Annotated in this window: 22 protein-coding genes; 12 read left to right on the top strand and 10 right to left on the bottom strand. The window is 75.3% G+C overall.

Annotated features, from left to right (window positions below; translation table 11 throughout):
- The first annotated feature begins 108 nt into the window (after positions 1-108).
- Complete coding sequence (locus tag ATL51_RS23950) at positions 109-918, top strand: lysophospholipid acyltransferase family protein (protein WP_167410044.1); 810 nt, start codon at positions 109-111, stop codon at positions 916-918.
- Positions 919-924: 6 nt separating this feature from the next.
- Here the strand turns inward: ATL51_RS23950 and ATL51_RS23955 are convergent, their stop codons facing one another.
- Positions 925-2,316, bottom strand: a complete 1,392-nt coding sequence (locus ATL51_RS23955) for a mycothione reductase (RefSeq protein ID WP_100880006.1) — start codon at positions 2,314-2,316, stop codon at positions 925-927.
- 54 nt (positions 2,317-2,370) lie between these two features.
- On the opposite strand from ATL51_RS23955, the gene ATL51_RS23960 reads away from it, so the two are divergent.
- The gene (locus ATL51_RS23960) at positions 2,371-2,838 is read left to right on the top strand and encodes a GNAT family N-acetyltransferase (protein ID WP_100880007.1); all 468 of its coding nucleotides are present in this window, start codon (positions 2,371-2,373) and stop codon (positions 2,836-2,838) included.
- A 344-nt stretch (positions 2,839-3,182) separates the two neighbouring features.
- On the top strand, positions 3,183-3,611 hold the full coding sequence (locus ATL51_RS29585; RefSeq protein WP_073578144.1) for a LapA family protein: 429 nt from the start codon (positions 3,183-3,185) through the stop codon (positions 3,609-3,611).
- Between the two features lie 45 nt (positions 3,612-3,656).
- On the opposite strand, the gene ATL51_RS23970 is transcribed toward ATL51_RS29585, so the two are convergent.
- The 4 genes from ATL51_RS23970 to yaaA all read right to left on the bottom strand — a co-directional run bounded on the left by ATL51_RS23970 (position 3,657) and on the right by yaaA (position 8,133).
- The gene (locus ATL51_RS23970) at positions 3,657-5,450 is read right to left on the bottom strand and encodes a DEAD/DEAH box helicase (RefSeq protein WP_392567384.1); all 1,794 of its coding nucleotides are present in this window, start codon (positions 5,448-5,450) and stop codon (positions 3,657-3,659) included.
- 248 nt (positions 5,451-5,698) lie between these two features.
- The gene (locus ATL51_RS23980) at positions 5,699-6,625 is read right to left on the bottom strand and encodes an RIO1 family regulatory kinase/ATPase domain-containing protein (RefSeq protein ID WP_100880008.1); all 927 of its coding nucleotides are present in this window, start codon (positions 6,623-6,625) and stop codon (positions 5,699-5,701) included.
- A 248-nt stretch (positions 6,626-6,873) separates the two neighbouring features.
- Positions 6,874-7,344 carry a hypothetical protein gene (locus ATL51_RS23985; RefSeq protein ID WP_100880009.1) on the bottom strand — a complete coding sequence of 157 codons (471 nt, stop codon included), beginning with the start codon at positions 7,342-7,344 and terminating at the stop codon, positions 6,874-6,876.
- Positions 7,345-7,383: 39 nt separating this feature from the next.
- A complete protein-coding gene (gene yaaA / locus ATL51_RS23990) occupies positions 7,384-8,133 on the bottom strand; it encodes a peroxide stress protein YaaA (protein ID WP_100880010.1) in 750 nt (249 codons plus the stop codon).
- A 277-nt stretch (positions 8,134-8,410) separates the two neighbouring features.
- On the opposite strand from yaaA, the gene ATL51_RS24000 reads away from it, so the two are divergent.
- Positions 8,411-9,721, top strand: coding sequence for a bifunctional o-acetylhomoserine/o-acetylserine sulfhydrylase (locus tag ATL51_RS24000; RefSeq protein WP_073578141.1), 1,311 nt, complete (start codon positions 8,411-8,413; stop codon positions 9,719-9,721).
- Positions 9,722-9,746: 25 nt separating this feature from the next.
- Positions 9,747-10,883: a homoserine O-acetyltransferase MetX gene (gene metX, locus ATL51_RS24005; protein ID WP_073578279.1), complete on the top strand. Its 1,137-nt coding sequence runs from the start codon at positions 9,747-9,749 to the stop codon at positions 10,881-10,883.
- 46 nt (positions 10,884-10,929) lie between these two features.
- On the opposite strand, the gene ATL51_RS24010 is transcribed toward metX, so the two are convergent.
- A complete protein-coding gene (locus tag ATL51_RS24010) occupies positions 10,930-11,352 on the bottom strand; it encodes a PPOX class F420-dependent oxidoreductase (RefSeq protein ID WP_073578140.1) in 423 nt (140 codons plus the stop codon).
- A 66-nt stretch (positions 11,353-11,418) separates the two neighbouring features.
- Between ATL51_RS24010 and ATL51_RS24015 the strand changes: the two genes are divergently transcribed.
- Positions 11,419-13,164 carry a proline--tRNA ligase gene (locus ATL51_RS24015; RefSeq protein WP_073578139.1) on the top strand — a complete coding sequence of 582 codons (1,746 nt, stop codon included), beginning with the start codon at positions 11,419-11,421 and terminating at the stop codon, positions 13,162-13,164.
- Between the two features lie 63 nt (positions 13,165-13,227).
- On the opposite strand, the gene ATL51_RS24020 is transcribed toward ATL51_RS24015, so the two are convergent.
- Complete coding sequence (locus ATL51_RS24020; RefSeq protein ID WP_073578138.1) at positions 13,228-13,983, bottom strand: hypothetical protein; 756 nt, start codon at positions 13,981-13,983, stop codon at positions 13,228-13,230.
- Between the two features lie 95 nt (positions 13,984-14,078).
- Positions 14,079-14,489 (bottom strand): secondary thiamine-phosphate synthase enzyme YjbQ, encoded by a 411-nt coding sequence (locus ATL51_RS24025; RefSeq protein WP_073578137.1) that lies wholly within the window; start codon positions 14,487-14,489, stop codon positions 14,079-14,081.
- Positions 14,490-14,526: 37 nt separating this feature from the next.
- Between ATL51_RS24025 and ATL51_RS24030 the strand changes: the two genes are divergently transcribed.
- Complete coding sequence (locus ATL51_RS24030; RefSeq protein WP_073578136.1) at positions 14,527-15,594, top strand: aminotransferase class V-fold PLP-dependent enzyme; 1,068 nt, start codon at positions 14,527-14,529, stop codon at positions 15,592-15,594.
- Positions 15,595-15,607: 13 nt separating this feature from the next.
- Here the strand turns inward: ATL51_RS24030 and ATL51_RS24035 are convergent, their stop codons facing one another.
- Positions 15,608-16,090 carry a ferritin-like domain-containing protein gene (locus tag ATL51_RS24035; RefSeq protein WP_062401114.1) on the bottom strand — a complete coding sequence of 161 codons (483 nt, stop codon included), beginning with the start codon at positions 16,088-16,090 and terminating at the stop codon, positions 15,608-15,610.
- Complete coding sequence (locus ATL51_RS24040; RefSeq protein WP_100880012.1) at positions 16,087-16,632, bottom strand: hypothetical protein; 546 nt, start codon at positions 16,630-16,632, stop codon at positions 16,087-16,089. The genes ATL51_RS24035 and ATL51_RS24040 overlap by 4 nt, the downstream gene beginning before the upstream one ends.
- A gap of 322 nt (positions 16,633-16,954) precedes the next feature.
- Between ATL51_RS24040 and rimP the strand changes: the two genes are divergently transcribed.
- The 5 genes from rimP to ATL51_RS24070 all read left to right on the top strand — a co-directional run bounded on the left by rimP (position 16,955) and on the right by ATL51_RS24070 (position 22,533).
- The gene (gene rimP / locus ATL51_RS24050; protein ID WP_073578133.1) at positions 16,955-17,578 is read left to right on the top strand and encodes a ribosome maturation factor RimP; all 624 of its coding nucleotides are present in this window, start codon (positions 16,955-16,957) and stop codon (positions 17,576-17,578) included.
- Positions 17,575-18,618 carry a transcription termination factor NusA gene (nusA, locus tag ATL51_RS24055; RefSeq protein ID WP_073578132.1) on the top strand — a complete coding sequence of 348 codons (1,044 nt, stop codon included), beginning with the start codon at positions 17,575-17,577 and terminating at the stop codon, positions 18,616-18,618. The genes rimP and nusA overlap by 4 nt, the downstream gene beginning before the upstream one ends.
- Before the next feature lie 35 nt (positions 18,619-18,653).
- On the top strand, positions 18,654-19,040 hold the full coding sequence (locus tag ATL51_RS24060) for a YlxR family protein (RefSeq protein ID WP_083659084.1): 387 nt from the start codon (positions 18,654-18,656) through the stop codon (positions 19,038-19,040).
- Positions 19,041-19,137: 97 nt separating this feature from the next.
- Complete coding sequence (infB, locus tag ATL51_RS24065; RefSeq protein WP_083659083.1) at positions 19,138-22,170, top strand: translation initiation factor IF-2; 3,033 nt, start codon at positions 19,138-19,140, stop codon at positions 22,168-22,170.
- A gap of 69 nt (positions 22,171-22,239) precedes the next feature.
- Complete coding sequence (locus ATL51_RS24070; protein ID WP_062401124.1) at positions 22,240-22,533, top strand: DUF503 domain-containing protein; 294 nt, start codon at positions 22,240-22,242, stop codon at positions 22,531-22,533.
- The last annotated feature ends 160 nt before the right edge of the window (positions 22,534-22,693 follow it).

The raw sequence follows: 22,693 nt of genomic DNA on the forward strand, positions 1-22,693 counted from the left end.
CGGCCGGGGTGGGTAGGACCACGGGCGCACCCGGTCGTCGTGAGGGGCGAAGATGGTCGTGCGCCCGGGACCGGGCGCTGCGGACGGACGGGCGGGGAGAGGACGACGATGGGCGTGCCACCGGAGCTGACGGTGTGGCAGAAGGTCGTGGCGACGGTGCGACGCCGGCGTCGCGGGTCGGGCTTCTGGTTCGGGCTCGCGATCGCGGTGATCTGGCCGTTCGTCGTCTTCGGGACCCGGCTGGGCTGGCGCGGCGCGGAGCACCTGCCGCGCACCGGCGGCGCCCTGCTGGTCGGCAACCACGTCTCGTTCTCCGACCCGATCTTCGACATCGCCTTCGGCACCGCGCACGGCCGGATCCCGCGGTTCCTGGCCAAGGGCGAGCTGTGGTCGGTGCCGGTGGTGAAGTGGGTGCTCGGGCACGGCGGGCACATTCCGGTGTACCGCTCGTCGAAGCGGGCGGCGGAGTCGTTCACCGGCTCGATCGACGCCCTGGAGCGCGGGGAGATCGTCGCGATCTACCCGGAGGGCACCTACACCCGCGACCCCGGGCACTGGCCGATGAAGCCGAAGAACGGCGTCGCCCGGATCGCGCTGCGCTCCGGCGCCCCGGTGATCCCGATGGCGAACTGGGGCACCCAGGACTTCCTGCCCGCCGACGGGAAGCCGACGCCGTTCCCGCGCAAGCGGGTCACGGTCGCGCTCGGCCCGCCGGTGGACCTCTCGGAGTTCGCCGGGAAGCCGCTCACGAAGACCACCCTCGACGCGGCCACCGCGAAGATCATGGACGCGGTGACCGGGCTGCTCGAGGAGCTGCGCGAGGAGACCCGCCCGGCGACGCCGTACGACCCGGAGGCGCGGCCGCGCCCGGAGGCGCCCGGCGACCCGCTCGACCCGGCCGAGCGCGCCGCCGGCTGAGCAGCCTCAGATCTCCAGGCCGAGCAGGGCGTTCTCGATGACCTCGGGCAGCGCCGGGTGGATCCAGTACTGCCCGGTCGCGATCTCGGAGACGGTCTGGCCGAACACCATCGCCTGGATCAGCTGCTGGACCAGCGTCGACGCCTGCGGCCCGAGCAGGTGCGCGCCCAGCAGCCGTCCGGTGCCCTTCTCCGCGACCAGCTTGCAGATGCCGGTGCGGTCCTCCATCGCCCAGCCGTAGGCGACGTCGCCGACGTTCTGCACCTTGACCGCGATGTCGAACCCGGCGTCGCGGGCCTCGGTCTCGGTCATCCCGACCGAGGCGATCTGCGGCTCGGTGAACACCGCGGCCGGGACGACGTCGTGGTTGGTGGCGCGCAGGTCGTCCGGGTGCGCCAGGTTGTGCCCGACGATCTTGGCCTCGTGGTTGGCCACGTGCTTGAGCTGGTGCGGGGAGCTCACGTCGCCCAGCGCCCACACGCCCGCGGCGGAGACGCTGCGCTGGTACTCGTCGACGGCGACCCGGCCGTCGGCGTGCACGGTCACGCCGCCCCGGTCCAGGTCCATCCGGTCGCCGTTGGGCATCCGGCCGGTGGCGACGAGCAGCGTGTCGGCGACGACGGTGGAGCCGTCGTCGAGGGTGATCTCCACCTCGCCGGGGCCGCCGCTGCCGTCGCCGGACAGCGCGGTGACCTGACGGCCCAGCCGGCAGTCCCAGCGGGCGATGGCGACCTCGGTGAACCGGTCGGACAGCGTGTCGTCGAGGTGGCGCAGCAGCTTCGGTCCGCGGGCGATCACGGTGACCTCGGCGCCGAGCGCGGAGAACACGTGCGCGAACTCGGACGCGATGTAGCCGCCGCCGAGGATCGCGAGCCGGCGCGGGACGTCGTCGATCCGCATCACGGTGTCGGAGGTCTCGAACGGCACACCGGCGTCGCGGACCAGCGGCGGGATGCTCGGCCGCGACCCGGCGGCGATGACGATCCGGTCGCCGGTGACGGTGTCGGTGCCGGAGCCGTCGGTGCGCTCGACGCCCAGCTCGCGCTCGCCGGTGAAGCGGGCGTGCCCGAAGTACACGGTGACGTTGGGGCTGCGGTCGACCCGGTAGGAGCGCCCACCGTCGGAGATCGGGTCGATCCGGCCGAACACCCGGTCCCGGATGTCGGTCCAGCGGATCTTGTCGACGGTGCCGTCGACGCCGTAGGTGTGCGCGTGCCGGATGGTCTCGGCGACGTCCGCGGCGTAGACGTACATCTTGGTCGGGATGCAGCCGACGTTCAGACAGGTCCCGCCGAACACCCCGTGCTCGACGATCGCGACGTCGAGATCGGCGAAGCGTTCGTCGATGAAGGTGTTTCCGGAACCGGTGCCGATGACGACCAGATCATGGTGGGCCACGTCGCGAGGCTAACCGCTTCCGCGGGCCCGCGACGCTCTGGTACCCCTCTGCGGATGACCGTTCCCACACCGGCCGCGGCGGCGACCCCGACCCTGCACCGCGCCTGGGCCGCCGACCTCGACCCGGCCACCCTGTACGCGCTGCTCGCGCTGCGCACCGCGATCTTCGTCGTCGAGCAGGAGTGCCCCTACCAGGAGCTCGACGGGCGCGACCTCGAACCGCGCACCCGGCACCACTGGCTGGCCGACGGCGGCACGGTCGTCGCGACCCTGCGGCTGCTGGCCGATCCCGGCGGGGTGCTGCGGATCGGCCGGGTCTGCACCCGTGCCGACGCGCGCGGACGCGGGCTGGGGCACCGGCTGATGGACTCGGTGCTCGCCGAGGTCGGGGACCGCCCCTGCGTGCTCGACGCCCAGGAAATCCAGGAGCCGTTCTACGCCCGGCACGGATTCGTGCCGGCGGGGGAGCGGTTCGTCGAGGACGGCATCCCGCACGTCCCGATGGAGCGCCGCCGCTCCTGAGCGGGGCTCGGCCCGCGGCCCGCCTGCGTGCACCGCGACCGGTTCGAGCGCGTCGCGCCGCCGGCGGGCCGGCGCGCCGCCGGTCACCGCGCCGGCCGGCCCGACCCCGTCCGGTGCGGCGGCGAAGAAGATCCGGACGGCTTCGGCGTGGTCCACGTGCGCTGCTCGCGGGGTTCGGCGTCGCTGCCGGCCCGACGGCAGGTCCTCGGCCGGTGGGGCACGACCGGACGACGGGCGTGCCCCGCGCGTCGCCGTCGCCGGGACGCCGAGTGCGCGATACTCCCGCGCGTGCCCGGGACCGGAGGGCGCACGAGCGGACACGCTGGGAGAGGGAGGCGGAACGGATGAGCGACGACCGACGGGGCGGCGACTCCCCGGCCTGGGGGCGGGTCGGACCGGAGGACCCGACGGCGGACCCGGCGACCCATCCGGCGCTGCGCACACCCGACCCCACGGCCGATCAGCCGACCGTGGCGGTGCCGGTGGAGGGCGGCGGCCCGGACTCCGAGGCCACCACCGAGAAGCGCGCGATCCCGCACACCCGCACCGGCGGGCTGTGGGCCGCGCTGATCCTCTCGGCGGTCGTGCTGATCTTCCTGCTGGTGTTCATCCTGCAGAACACCGAGCCGGTCGCGATCAACTTCCTGTGGCTGACCGGGACGCTGCCCACCGGGGTGGCGCTGCTGTTCGCCGCGATCGCCGGGATCCTGCTGGTCGCCGTGCCCGGGACGGGCCGGATCCTGCAGCTGCGCCGGCAGGCGCGCCGGGGCTGACCGCACGGGGCGCGACCGGCGATGCGGCCGCGACCCGGGTGGAGGTCAGCGCCGGCGACGCGGCCGGTCGGTGCGCGCGGCCCCGCCCGCGGCCGGGCGGCGGCGGGGTGCCGGCTTCGGCGGCTTGGCGACGATGATCGGCTCGCCGGACGGCTCCCGCGCTCCGGTCACGCGGACCAGGTCGGGGTGACCCGGGCGGACCGTCGAGACCTCGGCGGAGACCCCGGCCTGGCGGGTGAGCAGGTCCACCTCGGCGCGCTGCTCGGGCATCGCCAGCGTCACCACGACGCCGTCCTCACCGGCCCGGGCGGTGCGCCCGGCACGGTGCAGGTAGGCCTTGGGGTCGGCGGGCGGGTCGACGTGCACGACGAGCCCGACGTCGTCGATGTGGATGCCGCGGGCCGCGACGTCGGTCGCGACGAGCACCGGCACCGCGCCGGAGCGGAAGTCGTCGAGCGCGCGGTTGCGCTGGCTCTGCGAGCGGCCACCGTGCAGCGGCCCGGCGGCGACGCCCTCGCGGCGCAGCACCCGCACCATCCGGTCGGCGCCGTGCTTGGTGCGCACGAACAGGATCGTGCGGCCCTCCCGGGCGGCGATCTCGGCGACGACGCGGGACCGGTCGTCGCGGTCGACGACGAGCACGTGGTGCTCCATCGTCGCGACGCTGCCGGTCGGCGGGGCGACCGAGCGGGTCACCGGGTCGGTCAGGTGGCGCCGGACCAGGGTGTCGACGTCGCCGTCGAGGGTCGCGGAGAACAGCAGGCGCTGCCCGTCGGCGGGGGTGCGGTCGAGGATCGCGCGGACCTGGGGCAGGAAGCCCATGTCGGCCATGCGGTCGGCCTCGTCCAGCGCGGTGACCGTGACCTCGGACAGGTCGCAGGTGCGCTGCTGCAGGTGGTCGGACAGCCGGCCCGGGGTGGCGACCAGCAGGTCGACCCCGCGCCGGAGCTCGGCGACCTGCTTGTTCATCGACATCCCGCCGACGATGTCGGTCACCCGCAGGTCGACCGCTTTCGCCAGCGGCGCGAGGACCTCGACGACCTGGGTGGCGAGCTCGCGGGTCGGGACCAGCACCAGGCCGCGCGGGGCGGTCGGGCGGGAGCGCTCCCCGGCCAGGCGGGCCAGCAGCGCGAGCCCGAAGGCGAGGGTCTTGCCGGACCCGGTCTGGCCGCGTCCGAGCAGGTCGCGCCCGGCGAGGGTGTCGGGCAGCGTGGCCGCCTGCACCGGGAACGGGGCGGTGAAGCCCTGCTCGGCCAGTGCCTTGGTCAGGCGCTCGGGCAGGCCCAGCTCGGCGAACGACGGCATGCCGTCCTCGGGCTCGACCCACTGCGGCTCCGGCTCCGCCTTCGGGGCGGCGACGGCGGCGGCGCGGGCCGGGGCCGGACGCGACGCTGCGGCGGCGCCACCACCGCGGCGGCCGCGGCGGGCGGCCGGACGGTCACCGCCGCGCTGCGCGGACCGGGCGGGGCCGCGGTCGACCCGGCTCCCGTCCTGGAGGTGCTCGCGACGCTCGGCGCGGTTGCCACCGCCGTCGCCGGAGCGCTCGCCCCGGGCGGGGCGGGTCGCACGGGGGGCGCCGGAGCGCTCGCCGCGGGCGGGGCCGCCGGTGCGGGCGCCCCGGGCCGGACGCGGGGCGTCGCGGCGGTCGTCGTCGCGGGCGGGACGGTCGCGGCGGTCGTCGCCGCGGGTCTCGGTGCGGCGGTCGTCGCGCCGGGCCGACCCGCGGTGGGCGCCGGCGTCGCCGGACGGGCCGGACGGGCGGGTGGCCCGCCGGCGGGCGGGACGGTCGGACGTGGTGCCGGCGTCGGACGACGGCGGGCGGAACTGCGGCCTGGTCAAGACAGGTCTCCTCGAGAACGTGGCACGTCCTGCGGAGACCTCGTTGGAGGTGTGCTCGGCCGACGGGCCCGGGCGCGGCGGCGCGTCGTCGCGGTGCGCGCTCCGTGATGGAAGGGCTCGGCCCGGCGGCTCTGGCGGCCGGGCGCTCGTCGATCCACACTACGCGCCGTACCCGTGCCACCCGGTGCCGGGCCGCCGGGGCGCGACGCGGCGTCACGCGTCGCGCCCCGGGGGAACGGCGGGCCGGGTCAGCCGAGCAGGGTGCGTTCCCGCAGCTCGGCGAGGAGCCGCCCGGGTGCGGCGGGGTCGAGCCCGCGGGCGACGAACCACTCGCCGATGCGTCGGACGTCACGGTCCAGGAACTCCGGCCCCTGCGGGTTCCCGACGACGTCGACGACCTGTGGCAGGTCGATCAGCACCGCCCGGCCGTGGTGGACGAGCACGTTGTAGGCCGACAGGTCGCCGTGTGCCCAGCCGAGGTCGGCGAGCACGCCGAGGGCGTCGACGAGGTCGTGCCACAGCCCGGTCAGCTCGCCCGCGTCCGGGCGCAGCGCGGCGAGCCGGGGTGCGGCGCGCCCGTCGGGCGTGCCGAGGAACTCCAGCAGGACCTCGGTCCCGTCGACCGACACCGGGTAGGGGACCGGGGCGCCCGCGGAGTGGAGCCGGGCGAGCGCGGCGAACTCGGCCGCCGCCCACTGCCCGGCGATGAGGTCGCGGCCCAGCGCGGTGCGCTGCGCCATCGCCCGTGTCTCCCGGGAGCGCCGGACGCGGCGCCCCTCCAGGTAGCCGGCGTCGCGGTGGAACATGCGGTGCGCGGGGTCGCGGTAGCGCTTGGCGGCGAGCAGCACCCCGTCGTGGCGGGGGAGACCGCGTTCGACGAGGTGCACGTCGGCCTCCTTGCCGGTCTTGAGTACCCCGCGCTCGTGGTCGACGGCGCCGGCGTCGGTCACCAGCCAGCCGGGGCGGGGGTGCGGGCCACGGGCACCCGCGGGCAGCCCGGGCCAGGTGGACCAGCGGTCACCACCGCCGGGGACCTCGGCGGTGTCGGGGTCGTGCCCGGCCCGGCCGTCCAGGGCGAGCGCGGCGGTGTCGGCGCGGCCGGGACGGGGGCGGGGCTCGTCGTCGTCGAAACGGCGGCGACGGCGGACGGGATCGGGACGGTCGGAGGAGTACACGTGCGGCTCCGGAGGCGGCAGGGGGTGCCGCGCGGAGCCGGACCTCAGGGACCGGCCGTGCCGCGCGACGGGGACGGTGCGGGCGGGTACGCGCTGCGCACCCGGACACGACGGACGGCCATCGGTACGCACCCCCCCCGCTCGCACCGCGCGGCCCTGCCGCGCCACCGGTCCCTCCGGCCGGTGGCGACCCTGCCGGACGCCGTCCCGGCCCGCCACCGGTTTTCCGCCCCGCGCGGGCCCCGCGCTCAGCCGAAGGCGCTGAGTGCGCCGAGCCCGACCGCGGCGAACAGCGCCGCCCACACCACGACGGCCACGACCTGCCAGACCACGACCTGCCGCCGGTCCAGTCCGGCAGCGACCATCCCGAACGCGGTCACCGAGATCGCCATCAGGGTCGGGGCCAGTAGCGACGCGACCGGGACGCCGTAGCGGTCCACCCGGGCGATCACCTTCTGCCGCCGTTCCGACGGCGGCCGCGACGCGCGGCGGCCGAGTCCCCGCCGGGCCCGGTCGCCCAGCCGCACCGCGACGACCAGGGCCAGCACGTTGCCCGCGATCGCCCCGGCGGCGGCGAGGAGCACCGGCATGCCGGTGACCGTCCCGACCAGCGTGCCCGTGTAGGACTCCAGGAACGGCACCACGCCGATCACGAACACCGCCAGGAACTGCCACACCGGGTGCAGGGCGGCGACCCACAGGTTCAGCTGCTCGACCATGCCCGGATCATGCCGTATGTCCGACTCGGTGTCCGGGGTTCAGGCCGGGATGACGAGATCCAGGTGGTCGCCGTCGCGCTCGACGACGTGTCCCGCCCGCCGCGCGATCCGGGCCACCGCGCCGGCGTCGGCGGGCTCGGCCCGGGAGGTCGCCAGCAGCCGGGCCAGGCCGCCCTTGTGCGACTTGTTGTGGTGGCTGACGACCGACCGGCTCCCGTCCGGTCGCCGGGCCAGCACGTTCACCGTCACCGCGCCGGGGACCGTCCCGAGCGCGGAGTAGCCGCCGGAACGGAGGTCGACGACGAGCTCGCCGTCGGCGATGCGGGTCAGCAGCGGGTCGAGCGCCGGGCGCCAGCGCGCGGCCAGGGTGCCCGAGCCGGGCAGCTTCGAGCCCGCCGAGAGCCGGTAGGGCGGGATCGGGTCGTCGGCCCCGAGGAGTCCGAACAGCGCCGAGCACACCGCGAGCCGGGATCGCGCCCGGTCCCGGGTGGCGCGGGTGAAGCAGCCGGCGTCGAGGGCGTCGTAGAGGACCCCGGTGTAGCGGTCCAGCGCGGGCAGCGTCGGGTTCGTGCGCAGCGCGGCGTTGCGGTCGATCTCGGCGTCCTGGCGCTGCGACACCCCGAGCGCGGCGCGCGCGGCCGGCCGGTCGCCGGCCAGTGCGACGAGCTCGTCGCAGAGGTCCGTGCGGACGGGGCCGAGGTCGGCGTCGTGGGAGAGCGCGGCGAGGTCGAGCGGCGGGCCGTCGCCGCCGTCACGCTTGGTCTCCGAGGGCGGCAGCAGGACGAGCACGGCGCATCAGACTAGTGATCGCCGCGCGCGGCCGTTGTGCCCGCCGGGGGACCGCACTAGGTTCGGGCCCGTGACCTGCCTGGTGGCGCGCATCCACGTCGACTGCATGCGGATCACGAGCGCGGCCTGTCGCCCCTGCCGCTGACCCGCGCTCGTCCGAGGGCCCACGTACGCGTCCGCCCCGCCACAGCCCCTGTAGCCGCCGCGATCGACCGACCCGGGCCCGGCCCGCCTCGGCACGCTCACACCGGCGGTCGACCCGAAGAGGAGTCCCACCGTGACCGACCCCGACACCACCGCCAACTGGTCGTTCGAGACCAAGCAGGTGCACGCCGGCGCCGCACCCGACCCGACCACGAACGCCCGGGCCACCCCGATCTACCAGACGACGTCCTACGTCTTCCGCGACACCGACCACGCCGCGAACCTGTTCGGGCTCGCCGAGTTCGGCAACATCTACACGCGGATCATGAACCCCACCCAGGACGTGCTGGAGCAGCGCGTCGCCGCGCTGGAGGGCGGGGCCGCGGCCCTGGCCGTCGCGTCCGGGCAGGCCGCGCAGGCGCTGGCGGTCCAGAACATCGCCGAGGCCGGGGACCACATCGTCTCCAGCGCCTCGCTCTACGGCGGCACCTACAACCAGTTCCACTACACCTTCCCGAAGATGGGTATCGAGGTCACCTTCGTGGAGGACCCCGACGACCTGGAGGAGTGGAAGGCCGCGATCCGGCCGAACACCAAGGCCCTCTACGGCGAGACGCTGGGCAACCCGCGCGGCAACATCCTCGACATCGCCGCCGTCGCCGGTGTCGCGCACGACGCCGGGGTCCCGCTGATCGTCGACAACACCGTCCCGACCCCGTACCTGGTGCGGCCGATCGAGCACGGCGCCGACATCGTCGTCGAGTCACTGACCAAGTTCCTCGGCGGCCACGGCACCTCGGTCGGCGGCATCATCGTCGACTCCGGGACGTTCGACTGGGTCGCGAACAAGGACAGGTTCCCCGGCCTGACCAGCCCGGACCCGAGCTACCACGGCGCGGTGTTCACCGACGCCGTCGGCCCGATCGCCTACATCATCAAGGCCCGTGTGCAGCTGCTGCGCGACCTCGGCCCGGCGATCTCCCCGCAGAACGCGTTCCTGATCATCCAGGGCATCGAGACGCTGTCGCTGCGGATGGACCGGCACAACCAGAACGCCCAGGCGCTGGCCGAGTGGCTCGAGGCCCGCGACGAGGTGGAGCAGGTCCACTACGCCGGTCTCCCGTCCAGCCCGTGGCACGCCCTCCAGCAGAAGTACCTGCCCAAGGGCGGCGGCGCGATCGTGGCCTTCGAGCTGCGGGGCGGTGTCGAGGCGGGCAAGAAGTTCGTGAACGCCCTCGAGCTGCACAGCCACCTCGCCAACATCGGCGACGTCCGCAGCCTGGTCATCCACCCGGCGTCGACCACGCACAGCCAGCTCTCCGCGGAGGAGCAGCTCGCCTCCGGCGTGACCCCGGGCCTGGTCCGGCTGTCGGTGGGCCTCGAGGGCATCGAGGACCTCAAGGCCGACCTGGACGCCGGTTTCCGCGCCGCGAAGGGCGCCTGAGAGCGGATCTGATTACCTGGTGTCCGTGAACGACTTCGAGCTCCCTCCCGCCAGCGGCGCCTGGCGGGAGGGGGACGACCCCGGCCGCCGCCACTTCCTCGACCTGCCCGCGCCGCTGAAGCTGGCGGCCGGCGGGGAGCTGCCGGGCGTGCGCCTGGCCTACGAGACCTGGGGCGAGCTCGCGCCGGACGGCTCCAACGCCGTCCTCGTCCTGCACGCCCTCACCGGCGACGCGCACCTGGAGGGTCCGGCCGGCCCCGGGCACCCGACGTCCGGTTGGTGGCCCGGGCTGATCGAGCCGGGCGGCCCGCTGGACCCGGCCCGCTGGTTCGTCGTCGCGCCGAACGCGGTCGGCGGCTGCCAGGGCAGCACCGGTCCGGCGTCCCGCGCGCCGGACGGGCGGACCTGGGGCAGCCGGTTCCCGACGGTCACCGTGCGGGACACGGTCGTCGCCGAGCAGTACCTGGCCGACGCGCTCGGCATCGACGCGTTCGCCTGCGTGATCGGCGGCTCGATGGGGTCCATGCGGTCCCTGGAGTGGGCGGCCACCGAGCCCGACCGGGTACGGCGGCTGTTCCTGCTCGCCGGGCCCGCGGCGTCGACGGCGGACCAGATCGGCTGGGCGAGCCCGCAGATCCAGGCGATCACCGGCGACCCGCACTGGCACGGCGGCGACTACCACGACACGCCGGAGGGGCCGTGGCGCGGACTCGGCGTGGCCCGCCGGATCGCGCACCTGTCCTACCGCTCGGGCTACGAGCTGGCGACCCGCTTCGGCCGCGGCCCGCAGCCGGGCGAGGACCCGCTCGACGGCGGCCGCTACGCCGTGGAGTCCTACCTGGACCACCACGCGCACAAGCTCGTGCACCGCTTCGACGCCGCGTCCTACGTGCGGCTGACCCAGGCGATGAACCACCACGACGTCGGCCGCGACCGGGGCGGGGTGACCGCGGCGCTGTCGCGGGTGAGCGCCCGCACCTACGTCGCCGGGGTCACCTCCGACCGGCTCTACCCGCTCGCCGACCAGCAGGAGCTGGCCGACGGCATCCCGCGCGCCGACCCGCTCAAGGTGATCGACTCGCCGTACGGGCACGACGGGTTCCTGGTGGAGACGCCGACGGTGGCCCGGCTGCTGGCCGAGCTGCTGGACGAGGCGGTCTGAGCCGCCGGGACCGCGTCCACCGGGCGCGGCCACGGCCGGAACGCCGTCAGCCCAGGTTCTCCCCGTAGACGCGCTGCACCCGCATCGTCATCAGCACCCGCCGGTCCCGGACCATGACCTCGCGGTACTCGTCCCAGTCCGGGTGCTCCCCGGCGGCGGCGCGGTACCAGTCGACCAGCGCCTGCACGGCCGGTCCGTCGGGCGAGTCGTCGGGACCGACGAGCTCGACCGGGCCCTCGGCCGTCGCCCAGGAGCGGCCGTCGGTGCTCTCCACCGACAGCGCCGCCCGCGGGTCCCGCCGCAGGTTCGCGGTCTTCGCCCGCCCCTCGGTCATCGACACCTGCACCGTCCCGGCCGCGCGGTCGTAGTACGGCGTCACCGGCGACAGCTGGGGCATGCCACTGCGCTTGATCGTCGCGAGGACGCCCTGGCGTGCCCCCGCGAGCAGCTCGTGCTGTTCGTCTCCCATGCCCCGAGTCTGCCCGCTCCGGAACCGGGATGAGCGGCTCCGGGGTCCCTCGCTACCCTTCTGCAGGTGTTGACCCGGATGTCGTCGCTGTTCCTGCGCACCCTGCGTGAGGACCCGGCCGACGCGGAGGTACCCAGCCACAAGCTGCTGGTCCGCGCCGGTTATGTCCGTCGCGTGGCCCCGGGCGTGTACTCCTGGCTGCCGCTCGGTCTCACGGTGCTCCGCCGCGTCGAGAAGGTGGTGCGCGAGGAGATGGACGCCATGGGCGGCCAGGAGATCCAGTTCCCGGCGCTGTTGCCGCGCGAGCCCTACGAGACGACGAACCGGTGGACCGAGTACGGCCCGAACCTGTTCCGCCTCAAGGACCGCAAGGGCGGCGACTACCTGCTCGGCCCGACCCACGAGGAACTGTTCACCCTCGCGGTCAAGGGCGAGTACTCGTCCTACAAGGACTACCCGGTCATCCTCTACCAGATCCAGAACAAGTACCGCGACGAGGAGCGCCCCCGCGCGGGCATCCTGCGCGGCCGCGAGTTCCTCATGAAGGACTCCTACTCCTTCGACCTCACCGACGAGGGACTGTCGGAGTCCTACCGCAAGCACCGCGACGCCTACGTGAAGATCTTCGACCGGCTCGGGCTGCGCTACGTGATCGTGTCCGCGACCTCGGGTGCGATGGGCGGCTCGGCGTCGGAGGAGTTCCTCGCCGAGTCCGAGACCGGCGAGGACACCTTCGTCCGCGGTCCCGGCGGCTACGCGGCCAACGTCGAGGCCGTCACCACGCCCGCGCCCCCCGCGGTCCCGCTCGACGGGCTGCCCGCCGCGCAGGTGCACCACACGCCGGACACCCCGACCATCGAGTCGCTGGTGACCTTCCTCAACGCGCACACCGAGCGCACCTTCACCGCGGCCGACACGCTGAAGAACGTGCTGGTGAAGACCCGGCAGCCCGGCGCGGACGAGTGGGAGCTGCTGGGGATCGGCGTCCCCGGCGACCGCGAGGTCGACATGAAGCGCCTGGAGGCGTCGCTGGAGCCCGCCGAGGTGGCGCTGCTCGACGAGGCCGACTTCGCCCGCAACGGGTTCCTGGTCAAGGGCTACATCGGGCCGGGCGCGCTCGCCGCGAACGGCGTCCGCTACCTCGTGGACCCGCGGATCGTCACCGGCACCGCCTGGGTCACCGGCGCGGACAAGGCCGACCACCACGTCGTCGACCTCGTCGCGGGCCGCGACTTCACCCCGGACGGCACGATCGAGGCCGCCGAGGTCCGCGCCGGGGACCCGTCCCCGGACGGCACCGGCGTGCTGGAGGCCGCCCGCGGCATCGAGATCGGGCACATCTTCCAGCTCGGCCGCAAGTACGCCGACGCCTTCTCCCTCGACGCGCTCGGCCCGGACTCCAAGCCGGTCCGGATCACGATGGGCTCCTACGGCATCGGTGTCTCCCGGCTGGTCGCCGCGATCGCCGAGCAGTCCCACGACGGCTCCGGCCTGGTGTGGCCGCGGTCGGTGGCGCCGTTCGACGTGCACCTCGTCGTCGCGGGCAAGTCCGCGGAGCTGCTGGCGGGCGGCGAGGCCGTCGCCGCCGAGCTGGAGGCCCAGGGCCTGTCGGTCGTGCTCGACGACCGCAAGGCGAGCCCCGGCGTGAAGTTCGCCGACGCCGAGCTGATCGGCGTGCCGACGATCGTCGTCGTCGGGCGGGGGCTCGCCGACGGGAAGCTGGAGCTCAAGGACCGCGCCACCGGCGAGCGGAGCGAGATCGACCGCGCCGGTGCCGCCGAGCTCGTCGCGGGGATCGTCCGCGGGGCCTGAGCGGCACCGCCACCGCACGGGCGGGTCCCTCGCCGGAGAGGCCCGCTCCGTGCGTTCCTCCGGTCAGCCGGGGCGGACCGCCGAGGCGGCGAGGTCGGTGAGGGCCGAGCGGGGTACCGCGTCGCCCGGACCGCCGCCCGCATCCGCAGCGACGACCAGCATCGCGACGCCGACCGACCCGTCCCGGGCCTGGGTGCGGGGGACCGCCAGCACACCGACCGCGCCGTCGGTGGCGCGGCACCCGCCGGCCCCCGACGCGGTGCCGTCGGTGCGGACCGTGGCCTCGACCCACGTCCCCGGTTCACCGCTGCCCGGACGTGGTCCGGGCGGCCCGACCGCCACCTGCGGTGCGGAGCCGGCGTAGGCCGACTCCCCGGCGCCGCGGGCGAACGCCTGCGCGGCCTGCTCGACCGTCGTCCCGGCCGGGACGGCGACGAGTGCGGCCGCGGCGACCCCGCGTGGCGCGGCGCCGACGGGGCAGTCGCCCGCGGCGAACGGCGGCGCCTCGGCGAGCCGGGCGAACGGCACCCCGAACACGTCCAGGGCGGGCGCGCCGGCGGTCGGGGCCGTCCACCCCGGCGGGGGCGTGACGGCGAACGCGGCGGGCTCCGCGGCCGGGGCCGGTGCGGCCGGGGTGGCCGTGGTGGAGTCCGGGCGGATGCCGCCGAGCCCGGCCACCGCGCCGGCCACGACCAGCACGGCGACGGCGGCGGCCAGCGCGGGACGCAGCCGTCGCCCGGATCCGGGGGAGGGGTCGCCCGGGCGCGACGGTGTCGCGGGAGCCGGGCGGTCGGTCGTCGTCGTCCGGCCGGAGGTCACCGGCGCAGCGTACGGCGGTGTCGCGCGACCCCGACGCGGTGTTCCGGCGGGCGGCCGACCGCGGTCGCCCGGCGGTCCGGGGCGTGCGGCGGGGCTCAGCCCGGCAGCAGCGTCAGCCGCACCGAACGCGTCGGGTTGTCGATGTTGGTGTCGACCAGGCAGATCGACTGCCAGGTCCCCAGCGCGGGGCGGCCGTCGATCACCGGCACCGTCGTCGACGGCGGCACGAACGCGGGCAGCACGTGGTCGCGCCCGTGCCCGGAGCTGCCGTGCCGGTGCCGCCACCGGTCGTCGGCGGGGAGCAGCTCGCGCAGCTGCTCGAGCAGGTCGGAGTCGCTGCCCGCGCCGGTCTCGATGAGGGCGATGCCGGCCGTCGCGTGCGGCACGAAGACGTTGAGCAGGCCGTCACCGGCACCGCAGTCGGACAGGAAGCGTTCGATCCGGTGCGTCAGGTCCACGACGGTCTCCTCGGAACCGGTCCGGATCTCGATCAGCTCGCTGTGCACGACCCCGACACTAGGACGCTCACTACGCTCGGGCAGCGTGGACGACACAGTCACCTTCGCCGGGTGGGAACTGCCACACCGGCCCGGCTACCTGAACACCGCGAGCATCGGCATCCCGCCGCTCCGGGCGTCGGCGGTGGTCGCCGACGTCGTGGCGCGCTGGGCGGTCGGCGCGGCCTCGCCGAAGGACTTCGACGACGACGTCGAGGCGGCCCGCGCGGGGTTCGCCGCGATCACCGGGGTGCCGGTCGCCGACGTCGCGCAGGGCGCCACGACCTCCGGCCTGATCGGTCCGCTCGCCGCGTCGGTGCCCGACGGCACCCGCGTGCTCGTCGCCCGCGGTGAGTTCTCCTCGGTGACCCGGCCGTTCGCGGTGCAGGCCCACCGCGGGGTCCGGGTGACCGAGGTGCCGCTCCCGGAGCTGGCGGCCCACGCCGGTGACCACGACCTCGTCGCGGTGTCGGTGGTGCAGTCCGCCGACGGCGCGATCGCCGACGTCGACGCACTGCTCGCCGCCCGCGCCCGCAGCGGCGTGCGGCTTCTGTTCGACGTCACCCAGGCCGCCGGGTGGCTCCCGCTGCGTCTGCACGACGCCGACGCCGTCGTCGGTGCCGGGTACAAGTGGCTGCTCGCGCCGCGCGGCACCGCCTGGCTGGCCCGGCGTCCGTCGTGGGTGGACGGGCCGCCCGCCGGGGCGTGCTGGCCGGAGCCCGTCCCGCACTCCGCGGGCTGGTACGGCACCCGGGACCGCTGGGGCGGCGGGCTCTACACCCCGGACCCGCCCGCGCGGCCCGGACCGGCCGGCGGCGAGGAGGCCCCCGTCTGGTTCGCCCACGCCGGCGCCGCGGTGACGCTGCCCTGGCTGGCCTCGCTCGACGCCGACGGCCTGCGCGCGCACTGCGTCGGTCTCGCCGACACCCTGCGCGAGCGGCTCGGGATGCCGCCCGCCGGGTCGGCCATCGTGTCGGTGCGCGCCGAGGGGGCGGCCGACCGGCTGGCCGCGGCCGGGGTCACCGCCGCCGTGCGCGACGGGGCCGCCCGGCTGGCGTTCCACCTGTCGACCACCCCTGACGACGTCGAGGCGGCCGCCGCGGCGCTCCGCTGAGCGCCGCGACCCCTCAGCTGCGGCCGGGGAACACCGGTACGACGGGGGACCGCTCGGTGACCCCGCGCCAGTACGCGAGCCGGCCGGTGCACTCGACCATCGCCTTGAGCCCGGCCTCGCGCAGCGGGACCGACGACGACCGCTCGGTCACCGACCGCCAGGCGGCGATCGCGTCGGTCTCGGCCGACACCAGCAGCGCCCCGGCCGACACCCCGTCGACGACGGGCTGCGGGGCCGCGTACGCCGGCTGCGCCGAGACCGGCCGCTGCCCGATGTCGGACAGGGTCTGGGTGATCTGACCGCGCAGGGTGGTGTGGGCCTCGATGTCGCCGCGGGCCCGGGTCGCCCACTCCGGCGGGATGAACGCGAGCGCCATCTTGTACGCCCACAGCGCCGCGTGCTCGCAGGCGAGTGCCCGCTGCAGCGCCTCGACGGTGACCTGGGGGACCTGCGGCTCGTCGTCGGAGGACTGCCGCGGCCGCGGACCCGCGCTCACGCCGGCGCCCCGGTCAGGACCGCCGCGTAGGTGGCGCAGCAGGCGGCGACCTCGGCGACCAGACCCACCTGCAGCGCCGAGGCGCGGGGGACGACCTCGCCTGCGCTGCGGGCCGACCCGGCGACGGCGTCGCGCACCGCGGCGAGGTCCCCCGACGGCGGTGTCGCGGGGGCGGCGATCTGGCCCGGAGTGCGTCCGCCCGCCTGGTCCAGCGCGGCGGCGTGCTCCATCCGGGCCGCGCGCAGCGGCTCCAGCCGGCCCGCGAGCGACGGGTCGCCGGTCACCGCGGCGACGACCAGCGCGGCGTCGGACCGGGCTGCGTCGGCGAGCGCGAGCAGGGCGTCGGAGGCGTCCTCGGTGCGCGTCGTCGCGCTCGAGCAGCCCGCCAGCGGCACCATCGCGGCCACCGCGGCCGTGGTGGCCAGCACCTGGCGCCGCGTCGGGCGGGCACCGCCGCGGCGGGTCACCGGTGACGGGGTCACCGACGGCGGCGGCCCGGCCGGGGACACCCGGGGCGACACGGATGGCTCGCGGTCGTTCACGTCGGGTCATGCTGCCAGCACGTGCCGGGCCGCCCGGCACCGACCGTGCCCGCCCGGGCCGCGGACGACCGCCCACCGACGGGCCACCGACCGGCGGCCCGCCGGGCCGACGCGCTAGGCTCGTCGGCCGTCCCCACCGTCACCGGCACCGTCCGGTCCCGTCCGGACGCGTCGCGGTGTGCGGCGCCGCCGTCGTATGCCGTCCGCAAGCGACCGACGTGCCCGCCCACCGGCGGTCGCGGCACCACGATCGACGCCCACCCGAAGCCCCGCCGACCGGCCGCCGCCCCGGCGGGCACCCTGACACGAGGAGAGTCACCCGATGCGCAGTCCGGACCCCGCACAGCTGGCAGACCAGCTGCGCGGCGTGCTCGAGCCGGTGGTCCACGGGGCCGGGCTGGAGATCGACGCCGTGGAGGTCCGCACCGCCGGGCGACGGCACTCGGTCAAGCTCGTCGTCGACCTGCCCGAGTCCTCGCCCGCGACCGGCATCGATCTCGACGTCATCGCCCGGCTCAGCCGCTCCGCGGCCGCCGAGCTGGACCCGCACGAGCACCTCATCGAGGGCTCGTACACGCTCGAGGTGACCTCGCCCGGGATCGACCGGCCGCTCACCGAGCCCCGGCACTGGCGACGGGCCTACCTGCGCCTGGCGCGGATCACCCTGACCGACGGCACCGTCGTCGAGGCCCGGGTCGGCCGGCTCGACGGCGACACGGTCGCCGTCGCGGTCCCCGGCCGGAAGGCGCCCGAACGCCGGGACATCCCGCTCGCGGAGATCCGCCACGCCCAGGTGCAGGTCGAGTTCAAGCCCGCCCCGCCCGCGGAGACCGCACTGCTCGACCCGGACGCGCTGTCCGGCAGCACCGACGGGGCCGACGGGGCCCCCACGAACCACGACGACGGCGGCGCCGTCGAGACCGTCCGCGACGAGGAGAACCGGTGAACGTCGACATCCCCGCGCTGCGCGCGATCGAGCGGGACAAGGAGATCCCGTTCGAGACGGTCCTCTCGGCCATCGAGACGGCGCTGCTCACCGCCTACCGACACACCGACGGCCACCACCCGGACGCCCGCGTCGACATCGACCGCAAGACCGGTGTGGTGCGGGTCATGGTCCGCGACGCCGCCGACGCCTCCGAGGACGGCACCCCCGGCCCGGAGTTCGACGACACACCCGAGGGCTTCGGCCGGATCGCGGCGACCACCGCCCGCCAGGTCATCCTGCAGCGGCTGCGCGACGCCGAGCACGAGCGCACCTACGGCGAGTTCTCCACCAAGGAGGGCGAGGTCGTCGCGGGCATCGTGCAGCGCGACGCGCGCGCCAACGCCCGCGGCGTCGTCGTGGTCGAGCTCTCCGGCGGCACCGAGGCCGTGCTCCCCGCCGCCGAGCAGGTGCCGGGCGAGGTCTATCGGCACGGCGACCGGATCCGCTGCTTCGTCATCGGCGTGAACCGCGGCCCGCGGGGCACCTCGATCACGCTCTCGCGGACCCACCCGAACCTGGTGCGGAAGCTGTTCGCCCTCGAGGTGCCCGAGCTCGTCGACGGCTCCGTCGAGATCGTCTCGGTGGCCCGTGAGGCCGGGTTCCGTTCCAAGATCGCGGTGCGCTCGACCCGCTCCGGGCTCAACGCCAAGGGCGCCTGCATCGGCCCGATGGGTGCCCGCGTGCGCGGTGTGATGGGCGAGCTGGCCGGCGAGAAGATCGACATCATCGACTGGTCCGAGGACCCGGCCGAGTTCGTCGGCAACGCGCTCTCGCCGTCGAAGGTGGTCTCGGTGACCGTGCTCGACGAGCGCGCCCGGATCGCCCGCGTCGTCGTGCCGGACTTCCAGCTGTCGCTGGCGATCGGCAAGGAGGGGCAGAACGCCCGCCTCGCCGCCCGGCTCACCGGCTGGAAGATCGACATCCGCAGCGACGCCGACCCGCGTGACCCGGTCACCCCCGACGGTGGGCCGGTCGACCCCGCCGGGGAGCCGTCCTGACCGACGGAGATCAACAGCAGGGGCCGGGCGAGGGAATGCCCGAGGACCGCTCTGCGCTACACTCGTCACCGGCCCGCGGTCGCGGACCGTCGCCCACGCACACCCGGTCGGTTCCGATCCGGACCTGTGTGGGGTGCCGGACCCGGGAACGGGCCGACGTACTGTTGCGGGTGGTCGTGGAGAACGGACGTTGCATTCCGGATCCGCGCCGCCGTCTCCCCGGACGGGGTGCCTGGTTGCACCTCTCGACGGGGTGCCTGGACAGGGCCGAGCGACGCTCGGCGTTCGCCCGGGCGTTACGCGTCCGCTCGGCACCGGACGTCACCGCCGTCAAGCGGTGGCTGCAGGAGTCGCGCGACCCGCTGGGGCCCGGGAACCTCTCGGACCCGTCATCGGAAGAAAGCAAGGTCGACCAGTCATGAGCCAGCAGTGAAGATCGCACCATGAACGTGCTTCGACACTAGGTTCGAGGTCGAGCGGGATGCTGCCGCCCGGCCTCCGGTCAGGATGAGGAGAGCAGTGGCAGGCAAGGCCCGCGTGCACGAGCTCGCGAAAGAGCTCGGAATCAGCAGTAAGCAGGTCCTCAGCAAGCTGCAGGACCTGGGGGAGTACGTGAAGTCCCCCTCCTCCACCGTGGAGGCCCCGGTCGCGCGCAAGCTGCGCGACGCGATGGCCTCCGGTGGGGGCGCCGCCGGCGGTCAGCGCCGCGGTTCCGGTGCGCCCGGTGGCGGTCGTCCGCGCGCCGGTGGCTCCGGCGCCCCGTCGCCGTCGCGCCCGACCCCGGGTCCGGCCCCCAAGCCCGGCCCGCGTCCGGGTCCGCCGGCCCCCGCGGCACCCACCCCGGGTGCCCCGTCGCCGGCGCAGCCCGCGGCGCGCACCGACGTCCCGAAGCCGGGACCGGCCGCGCCCAAGCCCGGCCCGCAGGCCCCGGCGGCTCCGGCCGTCGAGACCCCCGCCGCGGCCGCCGAGGCCCCGGCCGCGCCGCGGCCCGGTTCCGCCGCGCCGAAGCCCGGTCCGGCGGCCCCGAAGCCGGGTCCGGCCGCGCCGAAGCCCGCCCCCGCGCCCCGTCCGGGCCAGGGACAGGGACAGGGTGGCCAGGGCGGCGGCGCCCCGCGTCCCGCCGGCCAGCCCGGCGAGCGTGGCGCCCGTCCGGGCCCGCGCCAGCCGCGCGTCGGCAACAACCCGTTCGGCGTCGGCCAGGGTTCGCCCAAGCCGGGCCCGCGTCCCGGCCCGCCGCAGCCCCAGCAGGGCGGTGGCGGCCAGCAGGGCGGCGGCCGTCCCGAGGCTCCGGCCGCGCGTTCCGGTGAGGCCCCGCCGCGTCCGCCCCGTCCGGGCGGCGCTCCGGGTTCGGGCGGTCCCCGTCCGAACCCGGGCAACATGCCTCCGCGGCCGAACCCGGGCATGATGCCCGCGCGTCCGGCTGCCGGGCGTCCCGGCGCCGGTGCCGGTGGCCGTGGTGGCCCCGGCGGCGGTCGTGGTGGCCCCGGCGGTGGCCGTGGTGGCCCCGGTGGCGGTCGTCCCGGTGGCGGTGGCGGCGGTTTCCGTCCCGGTGGCGGCGGTCCCGGTGGTCCGCCCCCGGCCGGTGGATTCCGTGGTCGTCCCGGTGGCGGCGGTCGTCCCGGTGGCCGCGGCGGTGCCGCGGGTGCCTTCGGCCGTCCCGGCGGACCGGCCCGCAGGGGTCGCAAGTCGAAGCGGCAGAAGCGCCAGGAGTACGACGCCATGGCTGCTCCCTCGGTGGGCGGCGTCCGCCTGCCGAAGGGCAACGGCGAGACCGTCCGGCTGCCGCGTGGCGCGTCGCTGACCGACTTCGCCGAGAAGATCAACGCCAACCCGGCCTCGCTGGTGCAGGTGTTGTTCCACCTCGGTGAGATGGTCACGGCCACCGCGTCGGTCTCGGACGAGATCCTGGAGCTGCTCGGCCAGGAGATGAACTACCGCGTGCAGGTCGTCTCCCCCGAGGAGGAGGACCGTGCGCTGCTGGAGTCGTTCGACATCGAGTTCGGTGACCCGGGCGACGAGGACGCGCTCGAGGCGCGTCCGCCGGTCGTGACCGTCATGGGTCACGTCGACCACGGTAAGACGCGACTGCTGGACACGGTCCGCAAGGCGAACGTCCGCGAGGGCGAGGCCGGTGGCATCACCCAGCACATCGGCGCCTACCAGGTCGCGGCCGAGCTCGAGGGCGAGGAGCGGCTCATCACGTTCATCGACACCCCGGGTCACGAGGCGTTCACCGCCATGCGTGCCCGTGGTGCCAAGTCCACCGACATCGCGGTCATCGTGGTGGCGGCGGACGACGGTGTGATGCCGCAGACCGTCGAGTCGATCAACCACGCCCAGGCGGCCGGTCTGCCGATCGTCGTGGCGGTCAACAAGATCGACGTCGAGGGTGCGAACCCGCAGAAGATCCGTCAGCAGCTCACCGAGTACAACCTGGTGGCCGAGGAGTACGGCGGCGACACCATGTTCGTCGACATCTCCGCGAAGCAGGGCACGAACATCGAGGCCCTGCTCGAGGCGATCCTGCTGACCGCCGACGCGGCCCTCGACCTGCGGGCCAACCCCGAGATGGAGGCGCAGGGCGTCACCATCGAGGGTCACCTCGACCGCGGTCGCGGCCCGGTGGCCACGGTGCTGGTCCAGCGCGGCACGCTCCGGGTCGGCGACTCGGTCGTGGCCGGCGACGCCTCCGGGCGCGTCCGGCGCATGGTCGACGAGCACGGCCAGGACGTCACCGAGGCGCTCCCGTCGCGTCCGGTGCAGGTCATCGGTCTGACGTCGGTGCCGGGTGCGGGCGACACGTTCCTCGTCGTCGACGAGGACCGGGTCGCGCGCCAGATCGCCGACCGGCGGCGTGCCCGCGAGCGGAACGCCGAGCTGGCGAGCCGTCGCAAGCGCGTCAGCCTGGAGGACCTGGACGCCGCGCTGAAGGAGACCAACACCCTCAACCTGATCATCAAGGGTGACAACTCGGGCACCGTCGAGGCGCTCGAGGAAGCCCTGATGAAGCTGGACGTGGGTGAGGAGGTCGAGCTGCGGGTCATCCACCGCGGCGTCGGCGGTATCACCGAGGGCGACATCAACCTCGCCATCGCGGACAACGTCATCGTCATGGGCTTCAACGTCCGTGCCGAGGGCAAGGCCACGGAGCTGGCCAACCGCGAGGGCGTCGAGATCCGCTACTACTCGGTGATCTACCAGGCGATCGACGAGATCGAGGCGGCCCTCAAGGGCATGCTCAAGCCGGAGTACGAGGAGGTCGAGCTGGGCCGCGCGGAGGTCCGCGAGGTCTTCAAGTCCTCGAAGTTCGGCACGATCGCCGGTTGCCTGGTGATGAGTGGGGAGATCCGCCGGAACGCCCGGGCGCGCCTGCTGCGCGACTCGAAGGTGATCCACGAGAACCTCCCGATCTCCTCGCTGCGCCGGTTCAAGGACGACGTGGTCGAGGTCCGCGAGGGCTTCGAGTGCGGTCTGACGCTCGGTACCTACGGCGACATCAAGGTCGACGACGTCATCGAGACGTTCGAGATGCGGGAGAAGCCGCGCGACTAGCGGCTGACGAACGCGCTCCGACGGGGCGGCCGGTCACCGGCCGCCCCGTCGGCGTCAGCGGAGGTGTGTGTGTACGTCGGCTCCCTGGAGTGTGACGTGCTGCTCGGCGACGTCCGGTCGCTGAAGCAGAAGCGCTCGGCGGTGCGTCCGCTGCTGGCCGAGCTGCGCCGGTTCGAGGTGGCGGCGGCCGAGGCGGGACATCTGGACCTGCACCGGCGTGCGCTGATCGGTGTGAGCTGTGTCGCCGCCGACGCGGGGCACGTCCGTGCCCTGCTGGAGCGGTGCGAGCGGCTGGTGGCCGCCCGCCCCGAGCTGGAGCTGTTGTCGGCCCGGACCCGGCTGTTCGGCCCCGACGACGACTGAGTCCCGGCGGTCGGGGGACGGACGCAGCGGCACCGCGTCCCGGCGGTCGGGAGACGACGCAGCGGCACCGCGTCCCGGCGGTCGGGGGACGAACCGGCAGGACCGAGAATCGAACGCGGCGTGACCCCGCGACCCGTGCCTAGACTCGGGCTCGCACGAC

The sequence above is a fragment of the Pseudonocardia alni genome, assembly GCF_002813375.1.
GTDB classification, from domain to species: Bacteria; Actinomycetota; Actinomycetes; order Mycobacteriales; family Pseudonocardiaceae; genus Pseudonocardia; species Pseudonocardia alni.